This window comes from Actinoplanes sp. NPDC051513 (genome assembly GCF_044454685.1).
GTDB lineage: Bacteria > Actinomycetota > Actinomycetes > Mycobacteriales > Micromonosporaceae > Actinoplanes.
The window spans coordinates 1-13,702 of the sequence record NZ_JBITDW010000050.1 but is presented as its reverse complement, the minus strand read 5'-3'; the positions used below and the strand labels follow the sequence as shown (position 1 = coordinate 13,702).

Annotated in this window: 14 protein-coding genes and 3 pseudogenes; 8 read left to right on the top strand and 9 right to left on the bottom strand. The window is 67.0% G+C overall.

Annotation, left to right across the window (positions count from 1 at the left end):
* Positions 1-221, bottom strand: a pseudogene (locus ACIA5D_RS51015) (hypothetical protein); the annotation flags it as partial.
* On the opposite strand from ACIA5D_RS51015, the gene ACIA5D_RS51010 reads away from it, so the two are divergent.
* Positions 207-1,040 carry a VOC family protein gene (locus ACIA5D_RS51010; protein ID WP_396037990.1) on the top strand — a complete coding sequence of 278 codons (834 nt, stop codon included), beginning with the start codon at positions 207-209 and terminating at the stop codon, positions 1,038-1,040. The pseudogene ACIA5D_RS51015 and the gene ACIA5D_RS51010 sit on opposite strands and share 15 nt — an antisense overlap.
* A 96-nt stretch (positions 1,041-1,136) precedes the next feature.
* On the opposite strand, the gene ACIA5D_RS51005 is transcribed toward ACIA5D_RS51010, so the two are convergent.
* The 5 genes and pseudogenes from ACIA5D_RS51005 to ACIA5D_RS50985 all read right to left on the bottom strand — a co-directional run.
* Positions 1,137-1,703 carry a site-specific integrase gene (locus ACIA5D_RS51005; protein WP_396037989.1) on the bottom strand — a complete coding sequence of 189 codons (567 nt, stop codon included), beginning with the start codon at positions 1,701-1,703 and terminating at the stop codon, positions 1,137-1,139.
* 569 nt (positions 1,704-2,272) lie between these two features.
* Positions 2,273-3,535, bottom strand: a complete 1,263-nt coding sequence (locus ACIA5D_RS51000; RefSeq protein WP_396037988.1) for a hypothetical protein — start codon at positions 3,533-3,535, stop codon at positions 2,273-2,275.
* 286 nt (positions 3,536-3,821) lie between these two features.
* A complete protein-coding gene (locus ACIA5D_RS50995) occupies positions 3,822-4,505 on the bottom strand; it encodes a hypothetical protein (protein WP_396037987.1) in 684 nt (227 codons plus the stop codon).
* A complete protein-coding gene (locus ACIA5D_RS50990) occupies positions 4,502-5,227 on the bottom strand; it encodes a hypothetical protein (RefSeq protein ID WP_396037986.1) in 726 nt (241 codons plus the stop codon). Before ACIA5D_RS50990 ends, ACIA5D_RS50995 begins: the two co-directional genes overlap by 4 nt.
* Positions 5,228-5,250: 23 nt before the next feature.
* A pseudogene (locus ACIA5D_RS50985) lies at positions 5,251-6,030 on the bottom strand (IS630 family transposase); the annotation flags it as partial.
* Between the two features lie 5 nt (positions 6,031-6,035).
* Here ACIA5D_RS50985 and ACIA5D_RS50980 point away from each other — a divergent pair.
* From ACIA5D_RS50980 to ACIA5D_RS50965, 4 genes are all read left to right on the top strand, one after another.
* Positions 6,036-6,233 carry an alpha/beta fold hydrolase gene (locus ACIA5D_RS50980; RefSeq protein WP_396037985.1) on the top strand — a complete coding sequence of 66 codons (198 nt, stop codon included), beginning with the start codon at positions 6,036-6,038 and terminating at the stop codon, positions 6,231-6,233.
* Positions 6,234-6,440: 207 nt separating this feature from the next.
* Complete coding sequence (locus ACIA5D_RS50975) at positions 6,441-6,635, top strand: hypothetical protein (protein ID WP_396037984.1); 195 nt, start codon at positions 6,441-6,443, stop codon at positions 6,633-6,635.
* A gap of 546 nt (positions 6,636-7,181) precedes the next feature.
* Positions 7,182-7,661, top strand: a complete 480-nt coding sequence (locus ACIA5D_RS50970) for a DoxX family protein (protein WP_396037983.1) — start codon at positions 7,182-7,184, stop codon at positions 7,659-7,661.
* Positions 7,662-7,738: 77 nt separating this feature from the next.
* On the top strand, positions 7,739-8,698 hold the full coding sequence (locus ACIA5D_RS50965) for an LLM class flavin-dependent oxidoreductase (RefSeq protein ID WP_396037982.1): 960 nt from the start codon (positions 7,739-7,741) through the stop codon (positions 8,696-8,698).
* 303 nt (positions 8,699-9,001) lie between these two features.
* Here the strand turns inward: ACIA5D_RS50965 and ACIA5D_RS50960 are convergent, their stop codons facing one another.
* The gene (locus ACIA5D_RS50960; RefSeq protein ID WP_396037981.1) at positions 9,002-9,139 is read right to left on the bottom strand and encodes a hypothetical protein; all 138 of its coding nucleotides are present in this window, start codon (positions 9,137-9,139) and stop codon (positions 9,002-9,004) included.
* Between the two features lie 259 nt (positions 9,140-9,398).
* Between ACIA5D_RS50960 and ACIA5D_RS50955 the strand changes: the two are divergent.
* The 3 genes and pseudogenes from ACIA5D_RS50955 to ACIA5D_RS50945 all read left to right on the top strand — a co-directional run.
* Positions 9,399-9,728 (top strand): annotated as a pseudogene (locus ACIA5D_RS50955) (IS1380 family transposase); the annotation flags it as partial.
* A gap of 76 nt (positions 9,729-9,804) precedes the next feature.
* Positions 9,805-10,494: an IS6 family transposase gene (locus tag ACIA5D_RS50950; RefSeq protein ID WP_396037991.1), complete on the top strand. Its 690-nt coding sequence runs from the start codon at positions 9,805-9,807 to the stop codon at positions 10,492-10,494.
* Positions 10,495-11,260: 766 nt separating this feature from the next.
* Positions 11,261-11,386: a hypothetical protein gene (locus ACIA5D_RS50945; protein ID WP_396037980.1), complete on the top strand. Its 126-nt coding sequence runs from the start codon at positions 11,261-11,263 to the stop codon at positions 11,384-11,386.
* Between the two features lie 24 nt (positions 11,387-11,410).
* Here ACIA5D_RS50945 and ACIA5D_RS50940 read toward each other — a convergent pair whose 3' ends face one another.
* Positions 11,411-12,148, bottom strand: a complete 738-nt coding sequence (locus tag ACIA5D_RS50940; RefSeq protein WP_396037979.1) for a hypothetical protein — start codon at positions 12,146-12,148, stop codon at positions 11,411-11,413.
* Positions 12,149-12,670: 522 nt separating this feature from the next.
* The gene (locus ACIA5D_RS50935) at positions 12,671-13,249 is read right to left on the bottom strand and encodes a suppressor of fused domain protein (protein WP_396037978.1); all 579 of its coding nucleotides are present in this window, start codon (positions 13,247-13,249) and stop codon (positions 12,671-12,673) included.
* Positions 13,250-13,702: the final 453 nt, after the last annotated feature.

Here is a 13,702-nt window from a genome sequence, read left to right as displayed (position 1 = left end):
GCGTCGGTGATTTTCGAGATCGTGTCGTGCGACAGCTCGGTCCCGAGGGTGCGTTGCAGATGGTGGCCGATGTCGCGGATCGTCATCCCGCCCGCCGGACGTAGCACCGAGGTGCGTGCGGCGGGCAGTTCTGGCCAGCCCGCGGACACCGACGGCGAGGTCCAGGTCTTGACCCTGACGCGGGTCAGGCTCGCAGAATCGGCGTCGTGGACGACGATCACATGGACGATCAATCCGGGCGGTGGCAGATCGGGCAGTTCGCCGAGCTTGTCGGCTTGAGCATTCCGCAATTGCGCCGCTATGACCGGCTGCGGCTGCTCGAGCCTGACGGCCGCGAAGCGCAGTCCGGCTACCGCTACTACACGCGTGGCCAGACCAGCGCCGCGCGGGCTATCGCATTGCTCCGATCGTTGGACATGCCCATTGCCGATATCCGCCGCATCCTGGCCGGCACCAGTGACGCCGAACGGCGCCAGCTGTTCCGCGACCATCGTGCGCGGCTGGAGGCCCGTCTCGACGAAGTCCGCCGCCTGCTGGAGGCGGTGGATGCACTGACCCAGGAGGACACCGTGACCGTTGACGCGCGTACCTATCTGACGACCTGGCTGCACCTCATGCCCCGGCTTCCTGTTACCGACATGGACCGCTCGGTCGCCTACTACCAGGAAGCACTTGGCTTTCGCCTTGCGTGGCGCATTGCCGACGATAGTCTCGCCGCCCTGGCCAGCGGTGAGATTGAGATGCTGCTGCTTGTCCCGTGGACCGGCGACTCGCTCCTGCCTGCGCAGTCCGCCTACGTGTATGTCGAGGATCCCGACGCCCTGTGCGCGGAGTACCGGCAGGCCGGCGCCGACATTGTCGAGCCGGTGGCCTCTCGTCCTTATGGCATGCGGGACTTCATCGTGCGTGACCCGGATGGGCACCGCTTCACCCTCGGCCGGGGCGAACAGCGGCTGCGCGAGGTCGCTGACCACTACGGCCTCAGCCCCGAGACGGTTTCCGTCGACCCGCAGTGGCTGCAACCTCGCGGCAGGTCGTAGCCGGCCCTTGGTCAGCACGCCGACAGGTGACTGGCGTCTTACCTGACACTGGGCGGTGTTCCCAGGCGTTGATGCCCGGGAACACCGCTGGCGTGGTCAGCCTGCGCTCGACCGTCCGGGATAAGACCGGATGTCGGGCATGCCGAGGAGGACGGGCGTGTTGCGGGCGGTGCGCATGGCTTCGAGTTTCTGGGCCGCGGCGGCCATGGTGGTCTCGATCGCGGCGACCTCGCCGAGCCAGCCTTGGTCCTTGGCTTCTTGGAGGCGGTCGGCGAGGTTGGCGTGGGTCTCCTCCAGCCGAGGAAGTTGGCCCGGATCAACCCGAAGGAGTGGGCATCTGACACACGCATTTTCGTGCTGGCAAGGCGTTCCGTGATCGCGGCCGCAGGTTCCGAGGGCGACCTTCCGCAGTTCGAAGTGGGCGAGGAACTCGTCCCACTCTGTGGCGATCAGCTCGCGGTTTTCCTCGCTGGGTCGCTCGGCGCGACGTCTGGCGATGAAGGCCCGATGGTGTGTGATGACATCCTCGGGGTAGATCGCGGCGTAGCCCATAGTCGTGTCCACCGTGGCGTGACCGCAGACCTTGGCGGCGATGTGCGGTGGTAGCCCGGAGCGGATGGCGTCGGTGACGAAGATCCTCCGAAAGTCGTGGGGCCGCCACAAGGGGCTTGCCGCCGGCGATGATCTGGGCAGCTTGTGACGTGGCGACGAGGCACTCCCGGATGTAGCTACGGGTGAGCGGCCGATCCTCGGTGCCGAAGCGTCGTTGGAACAGAAACGGCATCGGCGGGCACCAGGTCAGTTCGAACACGTCGTAGGCGGACACCAACGGCAGGGCCGCTTGGCCTGCACGGACCCGGAAGATGATCGCCGTCAGTACCTCCGCGAGCTCGGGCGAGACCAACAGAAGCCGCTCCGCATCCGTCTTCGACGGAGCGATTTGCAGCATCGGCACGACCTCGCCGGTGGTGGGCAGCGTATAGGCGACGAAGCTGTGGTGGCTGAGTTCCAGCATCTCCTCGATGCGGATCCCGGTGTGCCGCAACACTTCCACCGTCGCCCATGACCAGAACGCGGCCTGCTCCTCGTGGGTGAGATCCCGCCGTTTGCCGGTGACCAGGTCGGTGGCGAAGATCCGTCCGGATTGGCCGACACGGCAACGCTGGAACTGCTGGCCAACCGCGGCGAACCGGTCCCCGGCGGACGCGCCCGTGGCTGCATTGACACACTCTTCAGCCTCTTTGCGCTGTTGCTCGACGACCCGCAGCAAGGCTGGCAACAGCGGCAGCTGGGTCCTGGTCCGCTGGTCCATCCGGGCCTTGACCCCGGCCTGGGCCTTCTTGCGGGTCACCTCTGACCCCCTTTATCGGGCAGGGAGCAACCCACGGCGCCCACCGCGCCGGGTCGTCCGCGGCCCACCGCGCGATGTCCTCGTAGAAGGCCCGCACGAACACCAGTTCACAGCGGTAGTTCACTCGAGGGCGCACCGGATGGCCGTCGGCGTCGCGGATGTGGGCCAACCTTTCCTTCCACGCCTGCGCGACCGCCGGTTCCAGCCGCAGCGAGTCGATGCCGGGGTGGTGCAGTTCCAGGTCGCGCCAGAACAGGCGGCAGAGATTGCGGGCGACCGAGCGCAGCGAGGTGTGGTCGAGGTCAGGGGCCCGCTCGCTGAGGTACTCGACCAGCAGGTCACGGACCGGCCGGCACTGAATGCCGTAGGCGTCGACGATCTGCTCGATGCTGCGGCGCCCGTCCAACCGCAGCACCCGCAACCGCTCGGGAGCCGCAGCCGGCAGCACGCCGGCCTTCTTCAACGCCGCGTAGAACAGCGGCCGGCCGGCGCTGCCCCGGAAATGGTGCTCCTGCAACGCTTCGGTCAGCTCCACGCAGTCGCCGCCGGTGATGTCAGCGACCAGGCCACCTTTGCGGATCACGATCCAGGTGAGCTTGTTCAAGGCATCGGACCGGGCCCATCCGGCGGCAGGCTGGGTGTGAAGGTCAAGGTTGGCGAAGCCGTCGGGGTCGATGGCCGTGCGAGTCTCGGCGAGCATCAGGGCCTGACGTTGCCGCAGCAGCCACGGGAAGCCAGGCCGGATCACCTGCCCTGCTACCAGCAGCGCCAGCCCGCAGGACAACTCGTCACGATGATGACGCCGGACCGGGACACGCTCGCGCAGCGGCAGATCGGCCCAGTTGAAGCCCGCGGCGTCGGCTCCGCTGGCCAGCCACCGGTCCTGCCAAGTATCCCCGGGCTGGCGTTCGAGCCAGTCCAGCAGCTTGCCCAGCCCGCGCCGTCGCGTCTTGTCCCGGGTGCAGCCCGCGCTCGGGTCGGTGAACGTGTGCAGCAACCGCCCGACCAGCCCCTCTCGGCCCTGTCGGGTCTGCCACCAGGTCTGCTCGCAGGGCCGCGGTTCCCATTCACCCCGCGGTACCGTCTTGTCCACCTCGGAGGCCTCGGTCTTGGTGGCCAAAATGCCCGAAGCCACGGCTGTCACAGGGCTCCTCCGCCTGTCGTCGCGGCGCCGAACAGGGCCGCCAGCACCTCGGGACGGTAACCAGGCGCGGGCGGCGCGGGCGGCTCCGGCCGCCCTGTTCGCTGCCGCTCGTGGTGAGCGAGAACGTGGGCGATGACCTCGTCCGGGGTCGGCGCCTCTGGCGATGTCGGATATCGGAAGTGTCTGAATGCCTGTCCTCGAGAGCCTGGCCATGGCTTGCTCTCCTCGTCCGAGCTGGTCCCGACGGGTCGAGGCCGGTGGCCGAGTTCGGTGTGCCGCTCGAGTCTCAAAGTCCGAATACTGCCGTTACTCGTTCCGTCAGGTCGTCTTCGGTCGTCGCGGTATCAATCTCGATGGCGTTCAGCGCAAGACGGTTTGTTTCCTCGTGGAGACGTTCGGTGAACATCTCGTCGCGCGCGAGCAGGTTGCGCAGTGCTCTTTGCGGATCGGTGGTCTTGCCGGGGATTTGCCATAGCGAGCCGCGGGTTTCGAACGCTGTCCGTCGGAAGTCGGGTGTCGGGAGAAGCCAGACGGCGTGACTGGGCGTCGCGAGGAGGGGCTTGACGAGGTGTGGCAACAGCCGGAAGCCTTCGACGATCACACGAGGTTCTCGTGGGAGGCGTAGCAAGTCCTCGATGATCAGGTTGAAGCTCTCGCCCCGAAACCAGTGGAAGGTCTCCAGCATGGTCGTCGGGGATCGGTTCACCCAACGTTCGTCCATGTCCGTTGCCACGAACTCGGCCAGTTGTGGACTCTCCTCGGGTGTGCTGCGCCGGGCGTGATCAGGCATCACGTCGTCGGTCGCATAGAGGTGCAAGCCGTGCCGAGCGGCTATGCGGCGAGCGATGGTCGACTTGCCTGCTCCACTCCCGCCGCCGATCCAGTAGACGTGCTGTAGCTGGGCCCGCAGTGCTGCTGCGTTGTTCGTCGTGGCGTGATGCCCAGGTCGCGTTGGGCTGGCGTCGTTCACGGCGGCTCCCCAGGTGTGCGTCGGCTGATGTCGGCGGCGTAGTTGGTCCAGTCGCCGGCGCTGGCGCGTTGCCAGGCAGCGGCGACGCTGATGTGGATGCCGAGCATCCGGGCGAGGATCGCGGCGGGGAGTTCGGTGGCGAGGTCGAACAGCGCGGTGGAGCGGGACTGCGTGGGGTTGAGGCCGAGGTCGCGTAGTCGTTTGGTGAGTTGGAAGGCGCTGATGGGCCGGCCGGGTTGGCCGCCGGGGAACAGCCATGGGCTGGTGCCTGCGGCGCCGATGACGGCGTGTCCGCGGCGAGTGCTGGCCAGGTAGCGGACGAGGCCGGCGAGTGGTTCGGGCAGGACGACAGGTTCACGGCCAAGCCGCAGGCGGATGCTGTCCGGGGTGATGTGGAGGTGGTCGAGGGTGAGCCGGCTGACCGTGGCGGGCTGCTGGGCGTAGAGCAGAACCAGCAGGCCGGCGACGCGGACTTCCGGGTCGATGGTGTCATCGTGCAGCAGCAGGCGGGCACGTTCCCAGCGGGCTTCGGTGTCGATCGGCGCGGCGGGACCGCTCCAGCGGGTGGCGGAGGGCTCGAGCGTCGTGAGTTTGTTGCGGCGAGCCCAGCGGACGAAGTTGCCGGCCTCCCGGCGGGCATTGTGGTCGGCGAGCCACTGGTCGAGGTCGGCCTGCCGAGCGGTGGCGAGAGTGCGGCCGTGCTCGGCTAGTGCGTTGACCATGAACGTTTACCGGGTCTGATCGGTCAGGCGGCCGTGGCCCGGGGGCGGCCCCAGCGTTGCTGGCGTTCACTGCGGACACGAGCGCGTTCGCGGCGTTGGGCGGCCAGGACGTCGGGGTGGCGGGCGTTGGCGTTGCGCCAGCGCAGGTATTTCTGCATTTCCCGTGCCAGGACGGTGTGGTTGGGGTGGTTCGAGTTCGCCATGGTGAACATCCGTAGCGGCCCGAACTGCGCCTCGATGGGGTTGGCCCAGGACGCGCTGGTCGGCGTCAGGCACAGCTCGACCTTGTTGCGGGCGGCCCAAGCCCGGATGGTCGGGGTCTTGTTCGCCGACAGGTTGTCCAGGATGACGTAGATCGGGGCGCCGTCCGGTCGTGCCTTGCGGATCGACTTCAACGCGGACGGGGTGTGATCTGCGCCTTTGCGGCGGCGGTTGACACCCCAGAGCTGGTCGTCGCCGAGGCTGTAGCAGCCGTGGAAGTACCGGATGCCGTGCGTGCGATGGTAGGTCGCCGGCAGCCGATCCGGGTGCGACTGCGGCGCCCAGCCACGGCCGTGGTGCGGGCGGATCGACAGCGGCCCGAACTGGTCGAACGCGAAACAACGGTTCGGGAAATTGCTGGTCACCTCCTCGATCCGGTCGAGTTTGGTGTCGAAGTCCGGGTCCTTCGACTCCTTCCAGGTGCGGGTCCGCTGCCAGCTGACCTCGTTACGGCGCAGGATCTGCCGCAGCCGTTCCCGGCCGATGACCACCCGCCGGGCGGCGTCGGTGGCCAGGTAGTCCGCGAGTTTGCGCAGGCTCCAGATCGATGACTTCACTGTTCAAGTCTGCCTCGATCTTGCCAACGCCCAACGCAACAGAGCCCGATGTGCTGTCCACCTGGCGGCAGCGGGCCGACAACGTGCGCGGAAAGGCCCTGGACTGCGGTCATTTCCTGGCAGAGGAGCGACCGGAAGAGGTCACCGCGCAACTGCTCGCGTTCCTGGCCGCTGACCGGGCGGCCTGATCTACACGCGCTCAGCGGCAGCTCCGCATGGCCGCGCGCGGGGCGCGGCACGATGCGGACGGCCTCGTGGATGAGGACCAAGCCGGGTGTGCACCCACCGGACGACTGTTCGGCAACGACCTGGTGCTGACCCGCGCGTTCCACGCACCGTGACCGATGTGTGGGCGAGCCTCACCGATCCCGAACGCACGGCACGCTGTTCGGCCCATGGCAGGGCGACGCAGCACCGGGCGCACGATCCAGGTCCAGACGGTGCACGAGGAAGGCAAGTCCTGGATGGACCTGACGATCGACGCGTGCGAGCCGCCACGCCGGCTGGCACTGTCCTCCGTACACGACTGGCACCTGGACATGGCGCTGGCCGAGAGCGGCGGCCGCGTGATGCGATCTGATGCCATCTGATGCCATGTGATGGGCCCAGTTGGAAGAGTTGAAACCGTTGGTCGTGGACGTGCCGCCGACCGGGTCGGATTGCCAGTAGCGACCGTCGAAGTTCGTGTCTCCACCCTGGGGCCGTTGTCGTAGCCGAAGCTCTCCACGACGTCGAACTCCGCTCCGCCGTTCCACTGGGTGCCGGCGTTCCACTATCCACATGCGGAGGCCGCCGAATCATCGGCGCTGATGTGGACAGCACGCGGCATATGGTCGCGCGGGCCCGCAGCCACGTCCAGGGGCGGCGACCGCGCTACTACGCCTCGCGCGGCAGCGAGAAGAGCTGGCTCAGCGCTTCTTCGCCGCCGCCGAGCACGGCGACCTGCCGGGGCTGAAGGTGCTGCTCAGCGCAGAATGTGACGCTGCAGGCTGACGGCGGCGGTAAGGTACCGGCGTCGGCGCGGCCGGTCAACGGCCGGCAACGGATGGCACGGACCTTGCCGGCTTGTATGGCCGTGGCGGCGCGCGTTGGCGTGTGTGTTCAGGTGACCCACGTCAACGGCGAGCCCCAGCGCGATGCCGTTCGACGCGCAGGGCCGGTTGGTCGCCGGTGTCGGCTCCACAGGGCGACCCGACACCGGGAAACGCCAGCGACACTTGGAGGGAACCATGAACCTCACTTTGTGGATCGTTGCCGCAGTGCTGGCCGCTGTCCTGCTGGTCAGCACGTCCAAGATGTTCGTGCCCAGGGAGAAGTTGGCGTCCGTGGGCGGCGCCGCCGCGCAATGGGTCCTCGACTTCAGCCCCGGCGCCCTCAGGGCCATCGGAACCCTCGAAATCCTAGGCGCGGCAGGCCTGATCCTGCCCGCCGTACTCGACATCGCGCCGCTTCTGGTACCGGTGACCGCGTCCTGTGTGGCGTTGCTGTTCGTCGGCGCGGTGATCATGCGCCGCCGCCGTGGCGAAAAGGCAACGATCGTGCCCGACCTGGTCGATCTCGCCATGGCCGTCTTCGTGGCCTGGGGCCGCTTCTGCCCCGAGTCCTTCACCGGCTGACCCAACGCGGAAACAGCGGAGGGCGGTGCTTGCATCACGGTGTGGTAGGCATAGATCGAGAGAGGACGATCGAGGGAGTGGCGACGACGTCCAGCCCGCGGCCCAGGTTGAAAATCGGGATCGGCCTGCCCACTCTTGGCGAGCGTGGCAGGCTGGGAAGCCTTGAGGCCATCGCGGCTGCCCGGCATGTCGAGGCGCTGGGGTTCGACGCTGTGGTGGCTGCCGACCTGATCCTCGGCGATGGCACACCCACGCTGGAGGCCATGGTCGTCCTCGCGGCCGCCACCGCGGCCACTGAACGCGTCGGCATCGAGTTCGGCGTGCTCAACCTGCCACTGCGCCCGGTCGTCTGGGTGGCCGCGCAGGTCCAGGCACTACAGCACCTGTCCGGGAACCGCGTCGTGCTGGGCGTAGGCTCCGGCGGCATACCGGACTTACCGTTCTGGGGGGCGGTCGCGGTCGCGGGGCGCGAGCGGGGCAAGCGCACCGACAGCGCACTCGCGGTCCTTCCGCAGCTCATCGCCGGAAAGCCAACGCGGCTACCGGACCAGTCCGGGCAGCCCATCGTCACGCTGGCACCGGCGGCACCGGTGCCTCCCCTCTTGGTCGGCGGCAACTCCGATGTCGCGATCCGCCGCGCCGCGACCTCCGGCGACGGCTGGTACCCCTCGCAGATCACACCCAACACGCTGGCGAGCGGTGTGGCGAAGCTGCGCCAGGCTACGGCCGATCGCGAGCACGCGGACCCCGTCATCCATGTCGGCGGCTTCACCATCCAGACCGGTGAAGAGTCGGTTCGCGCAGCCCGTCCGGCCCGTGAGTCCTTCGTCCGTAGTCTGCCCGGCAACCACGGCATCTCGCCGGAAGAAGCGACGGCCATGGTCATCGCAAGCCCGGCGGAAGCCGCCGAACTTTTCGCGGCCTACGCCGAAGCGGGTGCCGACAGCATCAGCGTCTCCCCCGGCATCGGTACAGCCGGCGCGAACTGGATGCGCCGATGCGAGCTGGTCGCCGAAGCCCACCGGATGATGGCGTGACCGTCACGACAGCCAGTGCTCGAGCATCGGCGTCCAGACCCGAGTCGACTCGACCGGCTTCAACATGCCGGCCAACAGCCTCCTCACTTCGACCCGCGAAACGCAGCTTCGAGGAGATCGCGTTCCCGTTTCTGAGACACCACTTCAGCGATTGCTCAACCCGATTCGGAAGAAGTGGTCGCCTGACTGGGTCAACAGTCGGGACGGACGGCGCACACCGCCGGTCATCGGCCGATACGGCAAGAGCGGCGCTGGGCGCCGAGACGAGCGGAGCACACTATCCGGCGGTCATGCCCGGTCCGGTCAGTACCCACCACCACCACCGCCGCCACCACCGGCGAAGAAGACCAGGTAGATGATCAGATAGACGACCACTCCCGCGACTGCGTAGATCGCCAGCCACTTCTTCCATTTCCGGCCGTAGCCGGCGTTGCTGTTCATCACGCACCTCCGGTTGTCCGGTCAGCAATAACGTTCCTCTTCAGTACTACGCGAGTACGGCCTCTCGTGGATTTCGTGACGCCCAGATCAAACGGCGTACGGATGCGATCTGCTTCAGCAACGTGGAAATATGCGCTAGCCTCGCGCCTTCAGTAAGGGCGGCTGGTGGCGGGACCCTGGAACGCGAAAGTGCCTTCTGATCTGGGAAGATCTGGGATGTCTAAGGCCCTGACCATCCCGCACGGAAGGCACTTTCAGAGTGCAGAGTACGCGTACGCGTCCGAAGGTTGTCGTCGCTGGTGGCGCTCGTGGTGTGGTCGGCCATGCCGGTACCCGCTTACTGACCGATCTTGCCGATAAGACCGGCTTGAACAGCGGTTTCGTGGATGCTCTGGGCGTAGGAAGGCAGCGGCGGCCGGTGCATGACCCGGGCCGGGTCGCGGTTGATCTCGCGGTGCTGCTCGCCGACGGTGGTGAGGCGATCGCGGATCTGGCAGTGCTGCGACAGCAGCCGGGCCTGTTCGGGCCGGTCGCGTCGGATCCCACCGCGTGGCGGGTCCTCGACGCGATCGACGCCCCGGCGCTGGCGGGCTCTGTTGCGTTGGGCGTTGGCAAGATCGAGGCAGACTTGAACAGTGAAGTCATCGATCCACCCGCACCGGTGGCTGCCGCCGACCTCGGCGTTCGCCGGGTTCCGGTTCCCGGCCGAGGTGATCGTCGTCGCGGTGCGCTGGTTCCTGCGGTACAACCTGTCCTATCGTGATATCGAAGAGTTGCTGGTCGAGCGTGGTGTCGAGGTCGATCACGTCACGGTCTACCGGTGGGTCCAGCGGTTCACCCCGCTGCTGGCCGACGCCGCCCGCTTCGCCCGTCACGCACCGGGTGACAGGTGGTTCGTCGACGAGACCTACGTCAAGGTCAACGGCATTTGGCGGTACGTGTATCGGGCGGTCGACCAGGACGGGCAGGTCATCGACGTGCTCGTCTCGGCGCGTCGCGACGCTGACGCCGCCCGGCGGTTCTTCGGCCGGGCGCTGGCGACGCTGAAGGTCACGCCTGCCGAGGTGGTCACCGACGCCGCCGCTATCTATCCGACCGTCCTGGCTGAGTTGATCCCGCGGGCGTGGCACCACGTCGAGCAATATGCCAACAACCCGATCGAGGCCGATCACAGCCGGCTCAAGCACCGGCTACGACCGATGCGCGGGCTACGAACAGACCGGAGCGCGCAGGTCATCATCGCCGGGCACGCCTTCATGCAGAACCTTCGACGCGGCCATTACGAACTCGCCGCCGAAGCCTCGCCGGCGACGCAGGTCGCCGCGGCGTTCACCGAACTCGCCCTGGCGATCTGACCGCTGACCCGAGCCGGGGATCCAACCCGTCCAAAGATCCGACAACGCAACGGCGCCGGTACATCGGGTACGAATGCGATGAGCTCGATGAGGTTGCGCTCGCCGGCGCGCTCGATCCGACCGACGACGAGTCGGCCGAGGCGTGGTTCAGCTACCCGTTGGAGGGAACGCCTCCGGTCACAGTCTTCCTGGCCCGGGCGGTTGGCGGCAGCGTGGTCAGTGTTCGGTTGCAAGGCGAGATTGACCTTGTCCTGGCCGCTCGTTTGAGACCGTCCTCGACCTGCTGTAGTCGGCGAGAGTCCCTCCTGTCCCACCGAGACTCGGCGACATCTTGTGCCGGAATCCTGCTGTGGCGTGAATTTCCGTGAAGGAGCCGCCCAGCCACCGTGCGCATCTCAGGGCTGGTTGGCGGACGAGCGGAGGCGCGCCGTCACGCTGTATAGGCGCACTTCGATTCAACGGTGGGGTGCCTGAGCAGATCCTGCAGCGTCTTGAGGTCCGCGCCGGCCTCGCGAGCCATGGGCCGGATGCCCTTGAGGGTGGTGGTAGCGGGCGGGATCAGCCGGGGCGAAACGGTGAGGGCGTCCGTGAGCGCGGACTTTGCGGGGTTGGGGCCTTGGCGACGATAAGGTCCGCCGCCGTGTCACGGGGCTACCCGTGCGGGCCAGCGGCAGAGGACGGCGAGGGCGAGGACTCCGTGCGCGACCTCCGCCGCCTCGTCGCGGGACACTCAGACGCGAGGGCGGCTCGCGTACGTTTCGGTCACGTGGCGCAGGTATTGATCAAGATTGGCATGGACGCCGAACGCCACCTGGAGCTCTTCGACCTTGATCTCCACGTCTGCCTGGATGAAGTTGCGCAAGCCCAGATCGCGCAGCCTTTGCTCGTCTGATTGACGGTCGCCGGCGGGCTGGCGCTATTGAGGTTTGGTGCTCTGCCGGAGAGCCTCGAGGGCTGCTTGGGCGCCGGCGGTGCGGAAGGTGTCCGGGCGCAGGAAGAGCTGGCGCTGACCACGGTGGACTTCGCGGTCGAGCAGGTCCTGGAGGAATCCGGTCGCCTCGGGGGCGCTGCTCGCCGTCTCGGCCAATGCGTGCAGCAACGCTTTCTCCGCCTCTGGCAGGTAGAGGTAATCGTCGCCGGTGGGCAGACGCTGGGTTGTCAGGTCGACGCCGAACCGGAACTCGACGTCGAGCCGGGTGGTCTCGGTGAAGTCGTTGCCGTAGATCTCATTTCGCGCGCGCAGCATGAGGTCGCGTAGGCCGCGCGGTTCGGGCCGGCCCAGCCGCGCCCATAGGGAGTAACGCAACTCCCCGTCGAGGGGTGCGCCCCACAGGCGCAGGCCGGTGATCCGTCCACGGAAAACGCAGTCGACGAATTCGAGATAGTCCGGGCTCACCTTCGTGACCCGCAGATTGCGGAAGGTGCATCCTTCGAAGCGGGTAAAGCCGCCGAGCGCCGTGAGGCCGACGCCGTCAAAGGAACAGCGGACGTACCGCGAGATCTCGGCGCCGGCACCGAAAGCCGCGTCCTTGATTCGCGTGCGGTCGAAGTGGCAGTCCTCGAAAGTTGCCCCCACGGCCGCGAACTGATCGATAGTCCGGCGTGAGTAGTCGACGCCGATCAGGCGTTCGTGTTCGACGACAACTGCGTCCATCTCAGGCGCCAACAAACGTCCTTTCTCACCGCGCAACCGGCGGGCCGGGGCATCCCGGCCCGCCGCGCACCTTAGTCCTTGTGCAGCTTGCAGGTGGCATAATCGCAGGTCAGATAGTCCGGATCTAGTTGCTCTTGCTCGGATCCTTGGCCTTGCATCTGTGGCCGGGTGTCTCACCCGACCACAGATCAGCTCGATGAGCTTGCCAGTGAGCCGGTCCAGACAAGTACGGCCCGACGCCGCAGTAGACGAGGCGTGACTCGTCGCCGTCCGGCGTGGACAGCGCGCGCGATCATCCGAGCTGGGCCGAATGCGGTCACGCTGCCGCTCGCGTGGATGCTGTGCCGGATCCCAAGGTGCCAAGGGAAAATGATCGCGCCGGGGGTCGCGAACACTCGAGACGGGGCGTTCGTCGCCCTCGGTGCCGCTCATCCGCGCTTTTACGAGGACGCCGTCTGTGCCTCGCACCTTGGGGCTCCGCAGGGGTGCAGCGAGTCGCTGTCACGCGTAGCACAGGGACGCTCATACTGCCGACGGGCGCTGTGGGTCAAAGATGTCGATCTGAACCTCTTCGAAGACGGTCTGGAGTTCATCGGGACCGCGGTCGAACGCGTACTGGCGTTCGGCATCGGTGATCGGCACGGCCAGCAGCCAGACGACGGTCTTGTAGTCGATCACCCGAACAGCGAAGGCGTCATCGTCCCAGAGGAATTGCGGGATCAGGATGGCATGGCGCAGCGTCGCCGACAGGCCGGGCGGCACAACGTTGTCGAAGATTTCGTCCGGCTCGCAGCTCCGGCCGTCGATCTGGGCGCGGTAGGCGATAACGCCGAGGATCTGGGGAAAGTCCGTGGCTACGCTGTCGCAGACGCCCAAGATCTCTGTGCCGAGCGGTGGTTCGACTTGCCTTGGGACCCGTGTGTCTGACAGGCCCAGCGTGGCGTAGGTGGTCACGCCTTTCTGGGGTCGGTCGGTGAATCGCGCAATGCTGACCTGCTGTCCGGCTTTTTCCCCGCGGCAACCGCGCGCAGTGGGTTGGCCGCCGATGACCTCGGCCGCCCATGCGGCCACCGCCCGATTGGCTTGCTGTGTTCGATCCACAAGATGATCCTAGGGTCCCCAGAAGAAGTCGGTCTTGTCCTCATTCTCGTGGCATTGATTGGAGTCGGGTAGCTCGGGCTGATAGTGACCGGCGTCGTTATGCACGTCTAGCCTCGATGATTCGCGGGTCGCGTCTGCTGGGTCGGTCTGGCCATTCTGATCGGGGTTTGCCGGTGAAGAGTGTGTGCCGGGCGTGGTGATGGGCCGTCTGTCGCGGCGGTGGGCGTGGTCTCCTGGGTTTCTCCGGTTGTGGGGTCAGGGGGTGAGTTGGTCAGCCGGGTGCGGGGATTACGGTGCTGGACGCGGTACAGGATCACCACGCGCCACCACCCGCAGATGGCCACCGCGACCCACGCGAGAGCTTGTCAAGATTTTTGTGTAAATGATCGTAAGTATTGGTCAGTTGATGTAGGGGCCGATGCGGTCTGGGTAGTGCAGGGCGAGGGCGCCGAG